This window comes from Atlantibacter subterraneus (assembly GCF_007570865.1).
Taxonomy (GTDB): Bacteria; Pseudomonadota; Gammaproteobacteria; order Enterobacterales; family Enterobacteriaceae; genus Atlantibacter; species Atlantibacter subterraneus.
The window spans coordinates 305,372-323,046 of the sequence record NZ_VLPS01000005.1; the positions used below are offsets into that span (position 1 = coordinate 305,372).

Sequence of the window (17,675 nt, forward strand, 5' to 3'; positions counted from 1 at the left end):
ATGAATACAGCAAAACGTGTGCTGCAATGTAGTGCTCTGGCACTGGCCTTGAGCGTCGTGACTGCCCAGGCGGCGGATCGCATCGCCTTTATTCCCAAGCTGGTCGGCGTCGGGTTCTTTACCAGCGGCGGCAACGGGGCGAAAGAAGCGGGCAAAGCGCTGGGCGTAGACGTCACCTATGACGGGCCGACGGAGCCGAGCGTGTCGGGCCAGGTGCAGTTGATCAACAACTTCGTGAACCAGGGATACAACGCGATTATCGTGTCGGCGGTCTCCCCGGACGGCCTGTGCCCTGCCCTGAAACGCGCCATGCAGCGCGGCGTAAAAGTGCTGACCTGGGACTCGGACACCAAGCCGGAATGCCGCAGCATCTACATCAACCAGGGCACGCCGGAGCAGTTAGGCGGGATGCTGGTGGAGATGGCTTCGAAGCAGGTGACCAAACCGAAAGCGAAAGTCGCGTTTTTCTACTCCAGCCCTACCGTGACCGATCAAAACCAGTGGGTAAAAGAAGCCAAAGCGAAGATCGCCAAAGATCATCCGGAGTGGGAAGTGGTTACCACCCAGTTTGGCTATAACGACGCCACTAAGTCTCTGCAAACCGCCGAGGGGATCTTAAAAGCTTACCCGGATCTGGACGCGATCATCGCGCCGGACGCTAACGCGCTGCCGGCGGCGGCCCAGGCGGCGGAAAACCTTAAGCGCACCGGCGTGGCAATTGTCGGGTTCAGTACTCCGAACGTGATGCGCCCCTACGTGGAGCGCGGCACGGTGAAGGCCTTCGGCCTGTGGGACGTAGTGCAACAGGGCAAAATCGCGGTCAACGTGGCAGATACCCTGCTGAAGAAAGGCGATCTTAACGTTGGCGACAGCGTTGACGTGAAAGACATCGGCACCCTGAAAGTGGAGCCAAACAAAGTGCAGGGTTACGACTACGAAGCCAAAGGCAACGGCATCGTGCTGCTGCCGGAGCGCGTGGTGTTCACCAAAGACAACATCAACAAATACGATTTCTGACGGGGGAGACAATGGCTGATTTAGACGACATCAAGGACGGCAAAGATTTTGGTATTGGGCAACCCCAGAAGAATACGCTGTTCGCGCTGAAAGGCTGCGGAGCGCTGGATTGGGGGATGCAGTCGCGTCTGGCGCGGATTTTCAACCCGGCCACTAACCGCACGGTGATGCTGGCGTTCGATCACGGCTATTTCCAGGGCCCGACCACCGGGCTGGAGCGTATCGATCTGTCCATCGCGCCGCTGTATCAGGAAACCGATGTGCTGATGTGTACCCGCGGCATTTTGCGCAGCCAGGTGCCGCCCGCCACCAATAAGCCGGTGGTGCTGCGCGCCTCCGGCGGCAACTCGATTCTGGCGGAACTGTCGAACGAGTGCGTGGCGGTGGCGATGGAAGACGCCCTGCGGCTCAACGCCTGTGCGGTGGCGGCGCAGATTTACATCGGCTCCGAATACGAGCACCAGTCGATCAACAACATCATCAAGCTGGTGGACGAAGGAACGCGCTACGGCATCCCGACGCTGGCGGTGACCGGCGTGGGTAAAGAGATGGCGCGCGACGCCCGCTACTTCTCGCTGGCCAGCCGCATCGCCGCCGAGATTGGCGCGCAGTTCGTCAAAACCTACTACGTCGAGCAAGGCTTTGAGAAAGTCACCGCCAGCTGCCCGGTGCCGATTGTGATCGCGGGTGGCAAAAAGCTCCCGGAACTGGATGCGCTGGAGATGTGCTGGCGGGCTATCGACCAGGGGGCCAGCGGCGTGGACATGGGGCGCAACATCTTCCAGTCCGAAGCTCCGCTCGCCATGCTCAAAGCGGTGAAGAAAGTGGTCCACGAGAATATGTCGGCACGCGAAGCGTACCAGTTCTGGCAGGAAGAAAAAGCACATGGAGGAAAGGCATGAATGTGACGCTGGTTGAGATCAACATCAAACCGGACCGGGTGGATGAGTTTTTAACGGTGTTCCGCGCCAACCACGAGGGCGCGATCGCTGAACCCGGCAACCTGCGTTTTGACGTATTGCAGGACCCAAAGGTAAAAACGCGGTTTTACATCTACGAAGCCTATCAGGACGACGATGCGGTGCTGGCCCATAAAGAAACGCCGCACTACAAGGCCTGCGTGGAGGCGCTGGATTCGATGATGTCGGAACCAAGGAAGAAGCGGAGTTTTATTGGATTGCTGCCAGAGGTGAAGTAAGGCGAAAAGCGGCCCATGGACGGGCAAGCGCGTTGGCACGGTTGCGCAATATGTCGATAAAACGCGTTTTTTTAAACATGAGGTCGTGACATGTTTATCACATCGACATATTATGACGATATGTCGATAAAAACGGTTTTTTTAAACATATGAGCTGGCACCCGGAAACACCCTATAACGCCTTGCCCCTGATTCCGCCCGATCTGGAACATATTGAAACACGTAATGTACTGAAAGCCTGCATCAGCGCCCGAGCTGCCATCGCCGAACTGAAAACTGCTGGTGAGCTTATCCCCGATCAGGGTTTACTGATCAATATTCTTCCGATGTTGGAAGCGAAAGACTCTTCGCGCATTGAAAACATCGTGACCACCAGCGATCGTCTGTTTCAATATGCCGATCGCGAGGAGGGCGCAGATCCCGCAACCAAAGAAGCGCTGCGCTATCGTACCGCGCTGTATGATGGTTATAACCACCTGAGTAGCTATCCGCTCTGTACAAACACAGCGGTGGCTATCTGCACCAACCTGCGCGCCGTGCAAACCGATATCCGAAAAACGCCGGGAACGGTATTGCGCGACCACAATAATAGCGTGGTGTACACGCCGCCGGTGGGTGAAGACGTCATCCGTAACTTACTGGCGAACTGGGAGCGGTTCATCCACGGCGATGATGATGTCGATCCGCTGGTGAAAATGGCCATCGCACATTACCAGTTTGAGTGCATCTATCCCTTCCCCGACGGCAACGGGCGAACGGGCCGCATCCTGAATATTCTTTACCTGATTCAGGCGGGTTTGCTTTCCCTGCCGATTTTGTATTTATCCCGCTTTATCCTGGAGAGGCGTGATGATTACTACACCCTCCTGCGCAGGGTCACAGAGCACGGAGACTGGGAAGCGTGGATTGTGTTTATGCTGGAGGCGGTGGAGAACACGTCCCGATGGACCACCGACAAAATATCGGTTGTTCGGGAGCTGATAACAAACACCACCGAGTATGTACGTGAGAAGCTGCCGAAAATCTACACCCATGAACTTATCCAGGCGCTGTTTGCGCAACCGTATTGCCGCATAGAAAACCTTGTGGAACGCGGCGTGGCTAAACGCCAGACGGCGTCAACGTACCTGAAACAACTGGTAGAAATTGGCGTGCTGGAAGAAATGAGTGCTGGGCGTGAAAAGCTGTATCTCAACACCAGACTGCTGCGGGAACTGAATCAATAAGGGGCTCACTGGCAGTGAACCCCTGATGCTTCCGGGACTACTTGTTAAAACGTTTCCCAGTTATCGCCGCTATCCGCCAGAGCGGGTTTACGGGTCGCCAGCGGCGCGGTTGGCGCTTTTGGCGGGGTAGCGTCCTGTGACATCTCCCGCGCGTCGGCGTTGATGCGGAATACCGATACCGCCTGAGTCAGGCGGCTGGCCTGTTCTTCCAGCGCCGCAGCGGCAGCGGCGGATTCCTGCACCAGCGAGGCGTTCTGCTGGGTCACGCGGTCCATTTCGGCAACCGCCAGGCCCACCTGGTCGATACCGCGGCTCTGCTCGTCAGACGCCGAGGCGATTTCACCCATGATGTCGGTCACGCGGGTTACCGCGTTAACAATCTCACCCATGGTTTCGCCCGCGCTTTCTACCAGCGTTGAACCCACTTCCACTTTACTGACCGAGTCCTCAATCAGGCCTTTGATCTCTTTCGCGGCCTGGGCGCTGCGGCTGGCCAGGTTGCGAACTTCACCGGCCACCACCGCAAAACCACGGCCCTGCTCGCCTGCGCGCGCGGCTTCCACCGCGGCGTTCAGCGCCAGGATGTTGGTCTGGAAGGCGATGCCGTCGATCACGCTGGTGATATCGGCAATTTTCTGCGAGCTACCGGCGATTTCGTGCATGGTCTGCACCACGTTGCTCACCACTTTACCGCCCTTCTGTGCGGTTTCAGAGGCGCTCAGCGCCAGCTGGCTGGCCTGACGGGCGTTCTCGGCGTTCTGTTTCACCGTTGCGGTCAGCTCTTCCATGCTGGCAGCAGTTTCTTCCAGCGATGCCGCCTGCTGCTCGGTACGGGAAGAGAGATCGTTGTTGCCGATGGCGATTTCGCTCGCGCCGCTGTAGATAGCGTTCGCGCCGGTACGCACATCGCCCACGGTTTTCGCCAGCTCATCCTGCATATGGCGCAGGCTGGCCGCCAGTTGGCCCATCTCGTTAGTGCCGTGGACGTCAATGCCGCGCACCAGATCGCCGTTAGCGATATGGCGGATATTTTCCAGCAGACGTTGCAGCGGGTGGATCAACGCTTTGTTGATGCCAATCCACACCACAATCATCACCGCCAGCACGGTGCCCAGCACGCCGATCAGGATCCACAGCGCCAGGTTATAGGAGTCGTTGCTACCATCTACCGCCAGCTGGTACAGACCGTCGTTCTCGGCCAGGTAGCTGTCGTAGGCTTTCTGCATCCCGTCCTGATAGCTCTGGGTCGGCTGGTCAAAGAAGGCGTTGATTTTACCGGCACCCAGCAGCTGGATCAGCTCCGCCAGCGCGTTATGGTAGATATCGTAGGTGCGCTTCACTTCCTGCGCGGTTTGCTCGCTCTGGCGCGGGTCGCGCGGCAGGGCCTCATAGGCTTTCCACTGCTCTTCCGCCAGCTTCAGCGAAGTTTGCGCAATCTGCATCAGCTGCGCCACGGTCGCGCCGCTGCCCATCTGGTTGGAATCCATCATGTAGCGGATACCGGCGCGGTTCAGGGTGTTGCGGGTCTGGATCAGCGCCACCCAGCTGGCGTTCAGCGTGGACTGCTGCTGACGGATGGTCTGAAGAACGGTGAAGTTTTCCTTGTCGTTTTTCAGCGCGTTAAAGAACAACCCGCCCGACGTTAACTGTAAGAGGCCAAAGAGCCCCAGTACGATAAGCAGGCTGGTGACGACTTTGATACGGTTGAGCATGGTGACTGTTTCCCGAGACAAAATAAAAAGGGGTATCGGAAAATCCCCGGAAAACTTTATAGGGGAAACCCCCGGACTTACGTTTTTATTCGCTGAGCGGCGGCGAGCTTTCGTTTTCGCATCAGGGCATCACGGCTATTTTTCCTGCCGACAGGTTTAGCCTATGATAGGCACTCTCTTTTGTGGCGGAAATAAACATGATTTGGTTGATGCTGGCTACCCTGGTGGTGGTGTTTGTGGTGGGTTTTCGGGTATTGACCTCCGATTCGCGTCGCGCGGTGCGGCGGCTCAGCGAACGTCTCAATATTCAGACGTTGCAGGTGGAGTCGATGATCGACCAGATGGGCAAGCAGGCCGGGCACGAGTTTATTCAGTATCTGGCGCGCCCCGATGAAGTGCATCTGCAAAACGCCGCGCAATTGCTGCTGATCTATCAGGCGTATATCGTCGACGGCAGTGAGCAAAACCTGCTGCGCTGGCACCGCATCCTGCAAAAAGGCCGGTTAAGCGCCCCGCTGACCGACGCGCAAATCCGCCTGGCCCTGCGCTTTTACCACGAGCTGGATCTGGATAACTACGAGCTTAACGCCTTCCAGCTGCGCTACAACGCGCTGTTCGTGCCGGACGGCACGGTGACTTATCTGCACTAAATCGATAAACGGCATCCCCTGTTGAGGATGCCGTTTATAAAATCAACCTAACACCATCTTGCCGATCATCAACCCCATCGCCACCGAGACAATCACGTTCACCAGGCCGGGGCGCATAAAGCTGTGGTTAAGCACATATTTGCCGATGCGGGTGGTGCCGGTATCGTCAAAGGCCAGCGCCGCGAGGCACTGCCCGGCCACCGGGATAAAGAAATAGCCGTTCACCGCAGGCCACGAGCCAATCAGCGCGTACGCCGGTAATCCGAGCGCCAGCCCCAGCGGCAGCAGGATCAGCGTCGTCGCCGCCTGGCTGCTGACCATCGCCGAGACAAAGAACATCATGATGGCGATAAGCCAGGTATGTTCCTGCAACAGCACCTGCACTTCGGATTTGATCAGGTCGATATGGCTGCTGACGAAGGTTTCGCTCATCCACGCCAGGCCAAAGGCGCAGACGATGGCCAGCGCACCGGCGCGAAACACGCTGCCGCTGAGGATTTGATCCACCGGCGGGCGGCACAGCAGCACAATCAGGCAGGCGAAGGAGAGCATCACAATCTGGATCGCCGCCGACATCGAGAGCGGTTGCAGCCCTTTGGCGGTGTCGACCAGCGGACGCAGGCCTGGCACCAGCCCCAGCAGCACAATTACCACCGCACCGGTCAGGAACAGCAGCACCGAGAGTTTGGCGCGCGGCGCGATTTCGGCGCTGCGCTCCGCTTTGCCAATCGGCTTGAGAAGCCCTTCCGCCAGGCGACGCTGGTATTCCGGATCGTCCTTCAGCTCTTTGCCTTTATTAAAGGTAGCGATGGCTCCCGCCGCCACGCCAATCAGCGTCGCCGGGACGCAAATCATCATGATGGTGGAAATGGAAATGCCGAACGGGGCCATCAGGCCAATCATCGCCGCCATGGCCGCCGAAATCGGGCTGGCGGTGATCGCCTGCTGAGACGCGATCACGGAAATCGACAGCGGACGTTCCGGGCGAATCCCGGAATCACGCGCCACTTCGGAGATCACCGGCAGCAGGCTATACACCACGTGCCCGGTGCCGGACATAAAGGTGAAGATATAGCAGATAAACGGGGCCAGCAGCGTGATATAGCGCGGATGGCGGCGCAGCATTTTTTCCGCCAGCCGGACTAATAAATCCAGCCCGCCGGACGCCTGTAATGACGATGCCGCTAATACCACCGAGAGAATAATTAAAATAACGTCGATGGGTGGCGACGAGGGCGTCAGGCCAAAACCAAATACCAGCACGCCAACGCCAAGGCCGCCAACCATACCTAAAAATACGCCGCCAATACGGGCGCCAAACATCAGGGCTACAAGGATAAAACACAATTCTGTCCAGAACATACTTACCCCCGGATAATGGAGTGAATTCCAGTTATGTTTTTATGTAATCGGTGAGAGGCAATTAGCCGGAATACGGTTTACCAAAGCCAAACGCGCCATAATGATGTAATACCCGGCTGGCTGATTTCCCGCCTGCCGTCATGGCGCGAATAATATCGTCGTGTTCCGGTTGAGGTTTACCGCATGCCAGAATGGACAGCATAAAGCCGGTTAAAAAAGCATCGCCCGCGCCGAGGGTATCGACGGGTTGAATATAAACCGGTTGCCATTCGATGAGTTTATTTCCGGCATAGTAATACACCTTTTCATGCCCGCGCGTGGCGATAACATGTTTACAGCCGTAATCGTAAAATTTATAAATCTTATTAATGGTCTCTTCGACCGATAACGCCCCACAGGAAATAAATCCGTAATCCACCCACGGGCAAACCTGTTTAAAATAGTCGTCAGTCCCACGTCCGGAAAAATCAAACGACAGGGTGACATTGCGTTGTTTAATTTTTGCTAATTCAGATTCGAGAAATCCGTTAATACTGGAGTGCACCGCATCGAATTGGGCAATATAATCGAGGTCGTCATCGGATAATTGCAGCGGATGTTCCCGTAATACGCCGTTTTTATTACTGGTGACAAATTCCCTGTCGCCATCCACCAGCCGGATACAGGCATAGCCGTTTTCACCGATATAGTGGCGAGAGCGCTGACAGTCTATTTTCAGTTCCTGCAAGGTATCCCGCACATGCTGCGCGGCGGCATCGTTGCCGAAAGCGCCGAGAAACGCGCTTTCACAGCCCGCCAGCCGGGCATATACCGCGAAGTTGAGCGCGTTGCCGCCGGGGTACATCACGCCGGAATGAAGATATTTATCAACGACATTATCACCAATGCCAATCACCTTAATGTCCATCATTATTCCTTGTTGATAGCGATAAACCGGGCGTCCCTGCCCCTGCTTCAAATCCTGGCGTGATTAATATTCGACCTTCCACATGTAGCGGCGGGTCGTTAACGGATGCTGGCGGATCTCGGCCAGCGCACGGTTATAAACCGGGTAAACGTTATTGAACAGTGAATGGTTGAAGTAATCGATCACTGTCGGCTTGATGGTGGAAAGGCCCAGCTCTTTGGCGTCCACCACTTCGATACGGCGGCCATATTTTTTCAGGAAGTTCAGGGCGCGCTCGTCCACCGCACGGGTGCTGCCTTCAGAGAACTGGAAGAAGAACGGCGTGTTGGCATCGGTGATTTCGAACGGGCCGTGGAAGAACTCGCCGCTGTGGATGCAGGCGGAGTGGATCCACTGCATTTCCATAAAGATGCAGATGCTCTGCAAATAGGCCGCGCCGTAACCCGCGCCGCTCGCCATGGTGTAGATGACTTTGTCGTCTTTGTATTCCTGGGCGAACGCCTGGGCGCGGTTCTGCAAATGATCCCACGCGCGGTAAACGATGCGGTTGATTTTGCTCAGGCCGTCCTGGAAATCCTCGTAATGGGCATAACCTTCGGTCTGGTTGAGGATTTCTACCGCGGTGATCAGGCCCTTAAGGGTTTTCTCTTCGGCGATGTCTTTGCCGTCGCCAAAGCTGTAGGTTTCTACGAAATCGCAGTGGGCCACCAGCGGGGAGTCGGTCACCCAGGTCAGGCCAATAACCGGCACGCCGCGGCTCTGGGCCAGCTCTGCCGCTTTAATGGTTTCCGGAGTGTTGCCTTTGTGGGACGCGACCACCACTACCGCGTTATCGCCCAGCGCCACTGGCGGGTTATTGATAAATTCGCCGCTGTTGTACAACCCGACGGTGACCTTAGTGGCTTCTTTTTCCAGGAAGGCTTTCGCCGGGTAAAACGCCGCATACGAGCCGCCGCAGGCGACATAATACACATGAGTGATCCCGCCCTTCTCCGCTTTGCTTTCAACGATGCCGCTAATGATTTCTTTAATACTCATCACTTTTCCCCTTGGGTCGTTTCTGACGTTAACCGCGAGACAGCCGCGCGCCAATCAATGTATCTAAATGTATTGTTATAGATGTATAACATTGGCATACATTTAGATCAACGAGTGACCCGACAAAAAAATCGGGATCCGCGATGCAGATCCCGATTTACGCTGTAACGGCGTAACGATCAACGATGAAAAATGGGGGTCAGACGGTAAAACGCAGTTTGTCGCCTACGATCAGCTGATGAGAAATGCAGGACATTTCGCCTTTGTTATCAATCATCTCGCTTTTAATCGAGATCAGCGGATAGCGGCTGGCGACGCCAAGGTAATGGGCCACCTCAAAACTGGCATACACCAGTTCGATGGTTTTGCTGGAGTGGGTAAACCACAGACCATGCTTGTCGCGCAGGGTGTCGTACAGCGAATGACTGTTGAGATCTTCATTCAGCAGCGCGGCGAACTGCGGAGGGAACCAGACCGTTTCCAGCGATACCGGCACGTCGTCGGCATAGCGGATACGCTCAATCACCACCGCTTTTTCTCCCTCGGGAATGTTCAGTTTGGCGCGGGTCTCTTCGTCGCAGGCTTCAAACACCGACTTGATGGTGCGCGAACCGGGGCGGCGGCCCTGGGAGCGGCACAGCTCGCTGAAGCTCATGATGCCGGTCATGCTGCGCTGGAACTTCTCGCCGGAAACGAATGTCCCTTTACCTGATACCCGGGTGAGAAAGTTTTCTCGCGTCAGCGCATCCAGCGCTTTACGCACCGTCACGCGACTTACCTGCCAGCTGGCGCTGAGATCGTTTTCGGTGGGGATCTGCTGCCCCGGCTGATACTCGCCGCTGAGAATCGCCTCTTTGAGAGCTTCTTCAAGCTGCTTATACAGCGGTTTGGCACTAGAGGTATCCGGCAGATTCACGTTATGTATCCTTTTGTATTGTCATAAGCCCGACAGCGCATGGTTTACAATATACAACAATTTGCTTATGGCTACACTGTAGCTGAGGGTTAGTCAGCAAGGAGAAAGACAGTATGCAATGGAATTCCGCATTTTGGGCCCGGCACGCCAGCTCGCTATTCTTCCCGATGGCGCTCATTTTGTACGATTTCGCCGCCTATCTCACCACCGATATGATCCAGCCGGGGATCATCCACGTGGTGCGGGAATTTAACGCCGACGTTAGCCTGGCTCCGGCATCTGTCAGCCTGTATATGGCGGGCGGAATGGCGTTGCAGTGGCTGCTCGGCCCGCTGTCTGACCGGATTGGCCGCCGCCCGGTGCTGCTCACCGGCGCGCTGATCTTTACCCTCGCCTGCGCCGCCACGCTGTTCACCACCTCGATGGAACAGTTTCTCGCGGCGCGCTTTATTCAGGGCACCAGTATCTGCTTTATCGCCACCGTGGGCTATGTGACGGTACAGGAAGCCTACGGCCAGACCAAATCCATCAAGCTGATGGCGATTATCACCTCAGTGGTGCTGGTGGCCCCGGTGGTCGGCCCGCTGTCCGGCGCGGCGCTGATGCAGTTCGTCCACTGGAAAGTGCTGTTTGCCATCATTGCGGCGATGGGGTTTATCGCCTGGCTGGGCCTGCTGTTCACCATGCCAGAGACCATTAAGGAACGCGGCGCGCCGTTTCGCGTGGCGGGCGTCTGGCAGGATTTTAAAGGCGTGTTTCGCAACCGCATCTTCCTGACCGGCGCGGCCACGCTGTCGCTAAGCTATATCCCGCTGATGACCTGGGTGGCGGTTTCACCGGTGATCCTGATCGACGACGGCGGACTAAGTACCTCGCAGTACGCCTGGACCCAGGTGCCGATTTTCGGCGCGGTGATCGTCGCCAATATGCTGGTAGTGAAATTTATTAAAGACCCCACCACGCCGCGCTTTATCTGGAGCGCTATTCCGATCCAGCTCACCGGGCTGGGGCTGCTGATCGCGGGCAATATTTTGTCTCCACACGTCTGGCTGTGGTCGGTACTCGGCACCAGTTTCTACGCTTTCGGGATCGGGCTGATTTTCCCGACGCTGTACCGCTTTACGCTATTTTCCAATGACTTGCCGAAAGGCACGGTTTCCGCCTCGCTGAATATTGTGGTGCTGAGCACAAGCGCGGCAGCCGTAGAAGCGGCGCGCTGGATTTACTTCCATGCGGGCGGACGGCTGCCGTTTCATCTGCTTTCGGTGGTGGCAGGCGTGATTGTGGTGTACTTCCTGGCAGGGCTGTTAAAACGGGTGCGCGAGCGCGAAACCGCGCTGGCGTAGCGCGGGTTTCGGAAACATCCTCCGCGACTTTGGTTCAGACTTTCTACACTGTAGCCAGGAGGAAAATTCATGAAACTGCTGCCATCACTGTTCTCAAGCCCCGAAAAACTGTTACAAGTCATCAGCCACGGCGACGTTCAGGACGCCATCGACGACGGTGAACGCATCATTATCGACGGCGACGGCAATGCCATGGTCAACATTCATTGCGTCCAGGTTCAACAGGACTTTCAACGCCACGTTGAAATGCTGAAGCGGGCCTGAGATGGGAACGGCGATCTTTATGGTGCTGATGGTCTGCGGCTACTGGTACGCCAGCCGCGACCTCTCTACGCGCCTGAAATACAAACGCACCTTCGGTTGGGATGTCTACTTCCTGGTGGCGCTGTACGGCTGCATCTTCGTATTGCAGGGGCTGATCGCTACCGCCGCCGTGTGGCTGATTTTACTGCTGACCTCGCTGACGATGAACGCTCTGCCGCAGTATTTCGGCACGGAAGCGCACCGCTACCAGATGGAGTTTATTAACTGGAGCTTTCTCGGCATCCAGGCACCGGTGGTGATCATGCTGGGATTTGCGGTGCTGTTTTGCCTGTATCGCTCCAACTGGGCGCGCAGCGCGCGGCTCGACAGCGGCGGACGCCGCTCGCTCTACAAGCAGCTAACCCGCGCCAATGGGCTGGAGGGCTTGCTGTATCAGTGCATGGAAGAAGGTGAACTGGCGTTCGTGATGCTTAAATCGCAGCGCGTATATGTCGGGATGGTTCACACCACCTCGTTCGACAGCAGCAACCCCGGCAACAATATTGTGCTGATCCCGTTCCTGAGCGGCTATCGGTCCAGGGAAAGCGGCGAGTTTGTGGTGGAGCACAACTACAGCGCCTGGTACGCGGAGCACGAGATCACGCTCACCACGGAGCCAAAGTCCGCACTGTCGTTTCGCAAAGTGATCCTGCTGGAGCAAATAGAAAGCCTGTCGCTGTTCGATCCGGTGAGCGCGATGGGATTAGATCACAGATAAAAAGCCCACCGCAGTGGGCTTGATGGATTAGCGAACTACCAGCACAGAGCATTTGGCATGCCGCACCACCGCTGCGGCATTGGAGCCTAACAGGTAGGTGCTCATGCTGGGCCGGTGCGAGGCGAGGATAATCAGATCGGCGTTGATCTGATCCGCCACCCGCAGAATGTGATCCTTCGGCGCGCCGCTATACACATGCGTTTTTACGCGGCCCTCCGGCAGTTTGAACTGCTTGACAAGCTCATTGAGCGTCTCCAGCGCATTGGCTTCCCGCTGCGAGCGTTCCGGCGCGATGGTGGTGTATTCCAGGCCATAAGCGGCAAAATAGCTATGGTCCGGGATCACGGCCAGAAAGTGGATCATCGCAACCTCGCGCCCGGCGTACTCCTGCACATGGGGAATAACCTGCGTCGTCAGCTGCATCTCAGAGATATCGATGGGGACTAAAATCGTTCTGGACATACAACCTCCTTTTGCGTGCTGTGTGAAACCACACGGTTATTATGGTCAAAATTTAACCGCTTGGGTGTGATGGGGGTAGGGGTTTGGAGAAGATGGAGGAGAGTAAAAATGGTTTCAAAACCCAGACACCCGAACAACGATTTCGGGTGTCTGTTTATATAATATCAGTGACTCATCTAATTATTATTTAACCCAGTCGGAAAGCGCTTCGCTAGAGACATTTTTCTTTTTGAATTGGTAAACTCCTTGATCATTTTTGATGCATACCAATTCATCAAACCCCCACATCCCGCTTCGTTCAGAGAAGTAAACAGTATATTTATCAGCGTTAAAACCAAAATACTTTTCACCTTTTACCTTATCGGTTAAGTTTCCGCACGTTGCTTCATCTCGCCATTCAAATCCGATTGATTTAGTGAGAGTAATATAAGCAATTCCCGATAGAAAATGAGGAAGTAGTAATACTATAAAAGAGGTCACAGCCAAACTACCCAAGATAGTTAATATTTGGGCACCTTTAGCCTTTTCAATATTTCGAATAAATATCCAATAAGATATTGGTTGCAGGAAAATACTTACAAGTATAATAAATGCCACAAATTTCCAACAAAATGCCACCCATGGACTATCCTCTATTGACATATTACTAAGCTGCAAAAACAAGCCAGATGAATAAGCACTAGACACGACGTAAGCCAATGATGCTACACTTATGAATTCAATACTAAAAACTCGCTTTTTTAGAAGAGAGTCATTTGTATATAGCATCAACGCGCTACTGATGAAGATCAATAGGCAAAAGGATATTAAAAATATATTAGCAACCAATCGTACATTTAGAATGAAGAATGGCAAGAATAAAGCGAAAGATAGCCATCCACCAATCGAGCAATACGCAGCGGTTTTAGATAAGAATCTATTGTCACCATAATTAATAAATAAATCAAAAATCTCAACACACCTCTTGCGCCGCAAGAATAAAATAAGAAACGTAACCATACAAATTACATACACGGTCAATTTCTTATAAGAAAAATTAAAATCAATTAAAAACATAAATATGGTGAAGTAGATAAATAACGTCAGCTCGACAATTCTGTTAACTAGTGACCTCATTAGAATCCCTCTGAGATGTAATTCTACTAAATTTGAATTAACCTTATACACCAAAAGAACTTTATAAGTCACATAAATTAAGCTATAACGTGATCAAGCACAATAATATTAATTGCAGCCTCATCCTTATCTGAATAATATATAAGACAGGGCAAAAAAGAACAAAAAAATTCCACATAAGCTGTAAATTTTAATTTCTTGATTTCGCCATTAAGTTAAACTTGCAAAAAATCATTAAATAAGCACATTTATTTTTAGTTTTCATTCCATTTTTATATGATCATTGATTCTTGTAAGGCCTGTTATTTATTCATTTTGATAAACCATCGTTATTCTGGAGTCTTCTACGAGCCTATATGTATCTTTAGCGTAACGGTACTGTTCGAAAATATATCCTGGCATAATGGACATCCGTTTAAACCTTTTCCCCTACCCCATCCCCCGCATCGCCTCTATGCTTACCTGATGGAAAAATTAGCTGAACTCAAGCGCGCCAAGCTTCTGGCGCTGTCGCTGCTGCTGATTGCCGCAGCCACGTTTGTCACCACTCTGTTCCTGCCGCCCAGCCCCTGGGTGAGCGGGCTAAAGGCCATTTCCGAGGCGGCGATGGTCGGCGCGCTGGCTGACTGGTTCGCCGTGGTGGCGCTGTTTCGACGGGTGCCGCTGCCGTTTATCTCGCGCCACACCGCAATTATCCCGCGCAACAAAGACCGGATTGGTGAAAATCTTGGGCGATTCGTGGAAGAAAAATTCCTCGATACCCAGTCGCTGGTCGCGCTTATTCATCGCCATGAACCGGCAATGTTGATCGGTAAATGGTTCAGCCAGCCGGAGAATGCCCAGAAGGTCGGCGGGTATTTGATTCAGGGGATGAGCGGTTTTCTGGAGCTGACCGACGATTCGCGGATCCAGGGGCTGTTGCGCCGTGCGGTTCACAAGGCGATTGATAAAGTCGACCTTACCGGCACCAGCGCGCTGATGCTGGAAAGTATGACCAAAAACGATCGCCATCAGCAGTTGCTGGATTCGCTGATTACTCAACTTATTGCCCTACTCCAGCGTGATAAAACCCGCGATTTTATCGCCCGGCAAATTGTCCACTGGCTGGAGACCGAGCATCCGCTAAAAGCCAAAATTTTACCCACCGAGTGGCTGGGCGAGCACAGCGCGGAACTGGTGTCCGATGCGGTGAATTCGCTGCTGGATGATATCAGCGAGGATCGCGCCCATCAGATCCGCAAGGCTTTCGATCGCGCTACGCTGAAGCTGATCGACAACCTGAAAAGCGCCCCGGAGATGGCGGAGAAAGCCAATAATATCAAGCGCTATCTCAAAAACGACGAGGCGTTTAACCGCTATCTCGGCGAACTGTGGGGCGACCTGCGTCAGTGGCTGAAAACGGATATGCAGTCCGAAGATTCACGCGTTCAGCGACGCATCGCCGAGGCCGGCCAATGGTTTGGCGAAACGCTGGTGGCGGATAACGCGCTGCGCAATTCGCTCAACGAACATATGGAGCAGGCCGCGACCCGCGTTGCGCCGGACTTCGCCGCGTTTTTAACCCGTCACATCAGCGACACGGTGAAAAGCTGGGATGCGCGGGATATGTCGCGCCAGATCGAGCTGAACATTGGGAAAGATTTGCAGTTTATTCGCATCAACGGGACGCTGGTAGGCGGGTGTATCGGGCTGGTGCTGTGGCTGCTGTCACAGGTGCCGGGATGGGTGCAAGGTGCCGAATGGTGGTAGGTGTGTAATGGTAGGCAGCGCCATACAGGCCAGGAACTGCAAAATTGGCCATGCGGACCGCCGACGCTGTAAAAGATAGCCGCTCCCGACCTGGGGCCGGGAGCAGTGAGAATTATGCAGTTGTGGGTTTGCCGATGATGATGCCGATGAAGTAATGAGGTTATTTAAGGGAATAAGCTCATCACAAAATATTTCCCTGAATAATAACGACCGTCACGCCTTTTTAAATACCTCAGTCTGATGCCATTCAATAAATTTTTCATTTGGATAATTTAATTTACTCTGCGGCAAGGTAATGACCTTTTCTGCGTAGTCCCAAAATAGTTGTTGAACGACCGCGCTGGTGCCGTTCACGGCTTCTGATATCACGATCCGCATATTTTCATCCAGACCGATTGAGCCGCGATCGAATGCTTTATGGTGGATAGCGCAAAGTGCTAATCCGTTCGGTACTTCACAAGGCCCCTGATGTTGTTTCCAGCGAATATGCGCCGCTTCGAGAGCGATAGGCGCGTTGTCGTGCCGCATATTGAAACCGCAAATGGCGCACTGATAGTTGTAGGCGCGCAACACCATCTGGCGGAACTTTGGATCGCGCTGGCTGAGGGTGTGTTGAATATCAAACCCCAGTTCATCGGCGATATCGTTCTGAATGCTGGCGGGGAAATGGGTTTCAAGAAGTTGGTTTGCCAGCGTGTCGATTAGTTTAGGCTTTTTAACAAGTAGCGCGAAATTCTCGGCGTCGAAACCGCCTGAGACGTTGTGTTCGATGAGCTCGGCTCGTGGAGGTTGGCGGGCACCACTGGTTGAGCAGAGATCGGCGTTTTGTAATTCCCAGAATCCATCGCCCTTTAAACGCCAGAATGGCATATCCGGACGCTGATCGCGGCGCTGGGGGCCGTAGCGGTTAAGCAGATCCAGAAGTTGATCGCGGATTTCAGGGCCGTAGTTGAACAGGCGGGCGTGGCCCCGGCGGTATTGGGAAAGGACATACAGGAGGAGTAATGGCTTGTGTGGAGCTCGTTGAACGCCTTTGCGCCAGATGGTGATTTTGGAAATGGCGTGTTTGAGGGTTTGATCGGGGGTCATGAGGGGTTGGGTTCTGGGTGGAGGGTTTTGCGATCATGCTCGGAAAATGGTGTGGGAGCAAGAGGTTATCACCAGAGATTTCTTTGGGTGGGAAATGTTCAAACTAATATATCGTTATTGTCGATACGGGTTTGGAATTGTATTTTTTATGGAGTGGAGTGGCTTAATATACTCTTTCATGATTAATAATGATTACCCTTATTCTTACTCATAAATTATTTAATATGGACTGATTCACATTAACCTCTGTCGAAGCGAAAATCACGAAAAATATCGTACAACGCAGATTTCAGACTGATTAAGACTACAATTAAATTTTTTGGTGCGAAGGCCGGACTCGCCTTTTCATTTAATTTATTGAAAATTAATGGGTTGTGAGGTTTTACTTTGGGGATTTGCCCCCAGAATGGGACATAAAATTGAATACTGCGTGGAAGATCACAAAGTTGCGTGATTATTTTCCAGGTCCGAAACGCATTCCAAAGTAAGGCTTCTCACGGCATTGCGCCAGTCGGGATACTAAATCCCCCACATGCAGCTCCAGCTTGTGTCCATCCGGGTCAAGAAAATAGAAAGATTGCCCTTCGCTTTTATTGTCTTTCCAGACCGTCGTCCATACAAGATGATACTGACAGCGATAGAATAAGTGGGAAGCGGATTTGTATCTGCCCATGCTATTTACTCCTTGATTTGCTGGTAACAAACCGAGCCAGTATTTAGCATGGGCGTTCTATAGGTAAAGCCCACATGAACAATCACCACCTCCATCGGAGGTGAGACTGATAATTAAAAAAGCCACTGATACGTTTTTTTGGGCACTATGTTTAGTTTTCCATTATCCATACTTAGTTCAGCCTAGCTGTAAT

17 protein-coding genes and 1 pseudogene are annotated in these 17,675 nt (G+C 53.5%); 9 read left to right on the top strand and 9 right to left on the bottom strand.

All coding sequences use genetic code 11. The features are described 5' to 3' along the window. The 4 genes from lsrB (at position 1) to fic (ending at position 3,441) form a co-directional block, all read left to right on the top strand. Positions 1-1,017, top strand: a complete 1,017-nt coding sequence (lsrB, locus tag FND52_RS11240; protein WP_144130843.1) for an autoinducer 2 ABC transporter substrate-binding protein LsrB — start codon at positions 1-3, stop codon at positions 1,015-1,017. 11 nt (positions 1,018-1,028) lie between these two features. Further along, a complete protein-coding gene (gene lsrF / locus FND52_RS11245; protein ID WP_144130845.1) occupies positions 1,029-1,919 on the top strand; it encodes a 3-hydroxy-5-phosphonooxypentane-2,4-dione thiolase in 891 nt (296 codons plus the stop codon). After that, positions 1,916-2,215 carry a (4S)-4-hydroxy-5-phosphonooxypentane-2,3-dione isomerase gene (gene lsrG, locus FND52_RS11250; RefSeq protein ID WP_125293081.1) on the top strand — a complete coding sequence of 100 codons (300 nt, stop codon included), beginning with the start codon at positions 1,916-1,918 and terminating at the stop codon, positions 2,213-2,215. The genes lsrF and lsrG overlap by 4 nt, the downstream gene beginning before the upstream one ends. Positions 2,216-2,364: 149 nt before the next feature. Beyond that, positions 2,365-3,441: a protein adenylyltransferase Fic gene (gene fic, locus FND52_RS11255; RefSeq protein WP_144130847.1), complete on the top strand. Its 1,077-nt coding sequence runs from the start codon at positions 2,365-2,367 to the stop codon at positions 3,439-3,441. Between the two features lie 44 nt (positions 3,442-3,485). On the opposite strand, the gene tsr is transcribed toward fic, so the two are convergent. Next, entirely contained in the window at positions 3,486-5,153 is a 1,668-nt protein-coding gene (tsr, locus tag FND52_RS11260; RefSeq protein WP_144130849.1) for a methyl-accepting chemotaxis protein, read from the bottom strand. Between the two features lie 197 nt (positions 5,154-5,350). Between tsr and FND52_RS11265 the strand changes: the two genes are divergently transcribed. Beyond that, positions 5,351-5,803 carry a DUF1198 family protein gene (locus tag FND52_RS11265; RefSeq protein WP_125293078.1) on the top strand — a complete coding sequence of 151 codons (453 nt, stop codon included), beginning with the start codon at positions 5,351-5,353 and terminating at the stop codon, positions 5,801-5,803. A gap of 42 nt (positions 5,804-5,845) precedes the next feature. On the opposite strand, the gene FND52_RS11270 is transcribed toward FND52_RS11265, so the two are convergent. The 4 genes from FND52_RS11270 to FND52_RS11285 form a co-directional block, all read right to left on the bottom strand. Next, positions 5,846-7,165 (bottom strand): anaerobic C4-dicarboxylate transporter family protein, encoded by a 1,320-nt coding sequence (locus FND52_RS11270; RefSeq protein ID WP_144130851.1) that lies wholly within the window; start codon positions 7,163-7,165, stop codon positions 5,846-5,848. Between the two features lie 61 nt (positions 7,166-7,226). Next, a complete protein-coding gene (locus tag FND52_RS11275; protein ID WP_125317943.1) occupies positions 7,227-8,072 on the bottom strand; it encodes a fructoselysine 6-kinase in 846 nt (281 codons plus the stop codon). Between the two features lie 63 nt (positions 8,073-8,135). After that, the gene (gene fraB / locus FND52_RS11280; protein ID WP_125293073.1) at positions 8,136-9,113 is read right to left on the bottom strand and encodes a 6-phosphofructose-aspartate deglycase; all 978 of its coding nucleotides are present in this window, start codon (positions 9,111-9,113) and stop codon (positions 8,136-8,138) included. 196 nt (positions 9,114-9,309) lie between these two features. After that, positions 9,310-10,026 (bottom strand): GntR family transcriptional regulator, encoded by a 717-nt coding sequence (locus FND52_RS11285; protein ID WP_125293072.1) that lies wholly within the window; start codon positions 10,024-10,026, stop codon positions 9,310-9,312. Between the two features lie 113 nt (positions 10,027-10,139). On the opposite strand from FND52_RS11285, the gene mdtM reads away from it, so the two are divergent. From mdtM to FND52_RS11300, 3 genes are all read left to right on the top strand, one after another. Then, positions 10,140-11,372, top strand: coding sequence for a multidrug efflux MFS transporter MdtM (gene mdtM, locus FND52_RS11290; protein ID WP_144130853.1), 1,233 nt, complete (start codon positions 10,140-10,142; stop codon positions 11,370-11,372). Between the two features lie 69 nt (positions 11,373-11,441). Beyond that, entirely contained in the window at positions 11,442-11,636 is a 195-nt protein-coding gene (locus FND52_RS11295) for a hypothetical protein (RefSeq protein WP_125293070.1), read from the top strand. Position 11,637: 1 nt separating this feature from the next. Further along, positions 11,638-12,393: a hypothetical protein gene (locus FND52_RS11300; RefSeq protein ID WP_144130856.1), complete on the top strand. Its 756-nt coding sequence runs from the start codon at positions 11,638-11,640 to the stop codon at positions 12,391-12,393. A gap of 27 nt (positions 12,394-12,420) precedes the next feature. Here the strand turns inward: FND52_RS11300 and uspF are convergent, their stop codons facing one another. Continuing rightward, on the bottom strand, positions 12,421-12,855 hold the full coding sequence (uspF, locus tag FND52_RS11305; protein ID WP_125293068.1) for a universal stress protein UspF: 435 nt from the start codon (positions 12,853-12,855) through the stop codon (positions 12,421-12,423). Between the two features lie 183 nt (positions 12,856-13,038). Beyond that, positions 13,039-13,854: a hypothetical protein gene (locus FND52_RS11310; RefSeq protein WP_144130858.1), complete on the bottom strand. Its 816-nt coding sequence runs from the start codon at positions 13,852-13,854 to the stop codon at positions 13,039-13,041. Positions 13,855-14,436: 582 nt separating this feature from the next. Here FND52_RS11310 and FND52_RS11315 point away from each other — a divergent pair. Next, complete coding sequence (locus FND52_RS11315) at positions 14,437-15,720, top strand: DUF445 domain-containing protein (RefSeq protein WP_144130860.1); 1,284 nt, start codon at positions 14,437-14,439, stop codon at positions 15,718-15,720. Between the two features lie 213 nt (positions 15,721-15,933). Here FND52_RS11315 and FND52_RS11320 read toward each other — a convergent pair whose 3' ends face one another. Together FND52_RS11320 and FND52_RS21885 are read right to left on the bottom strand one after the other, a co-directional pair. Beyond that, positions 15,934-16,809, bottom strand: coding sequence for a phosphorothioated DNA-binding restriction endonuclease (locus FND52_RS11320; RefSeq protein WP_144130862.1), 876 nt, complete (start codon positions 16,807-16,809; stop codon positions 15,934-15,936). Positions 16,810-17,263: 454 nt separating this feature from the next. Continuing rightward, positions 17,264-17,416, bottom strand: a pseudogene (locus tag FND52_RS21885) (FosA family fosfomycin resistance glutathione transferase); the annotation flags it as partial. Between the last annotated feature and the right edge of the window lie 259 nt (positions 17,417-17,675).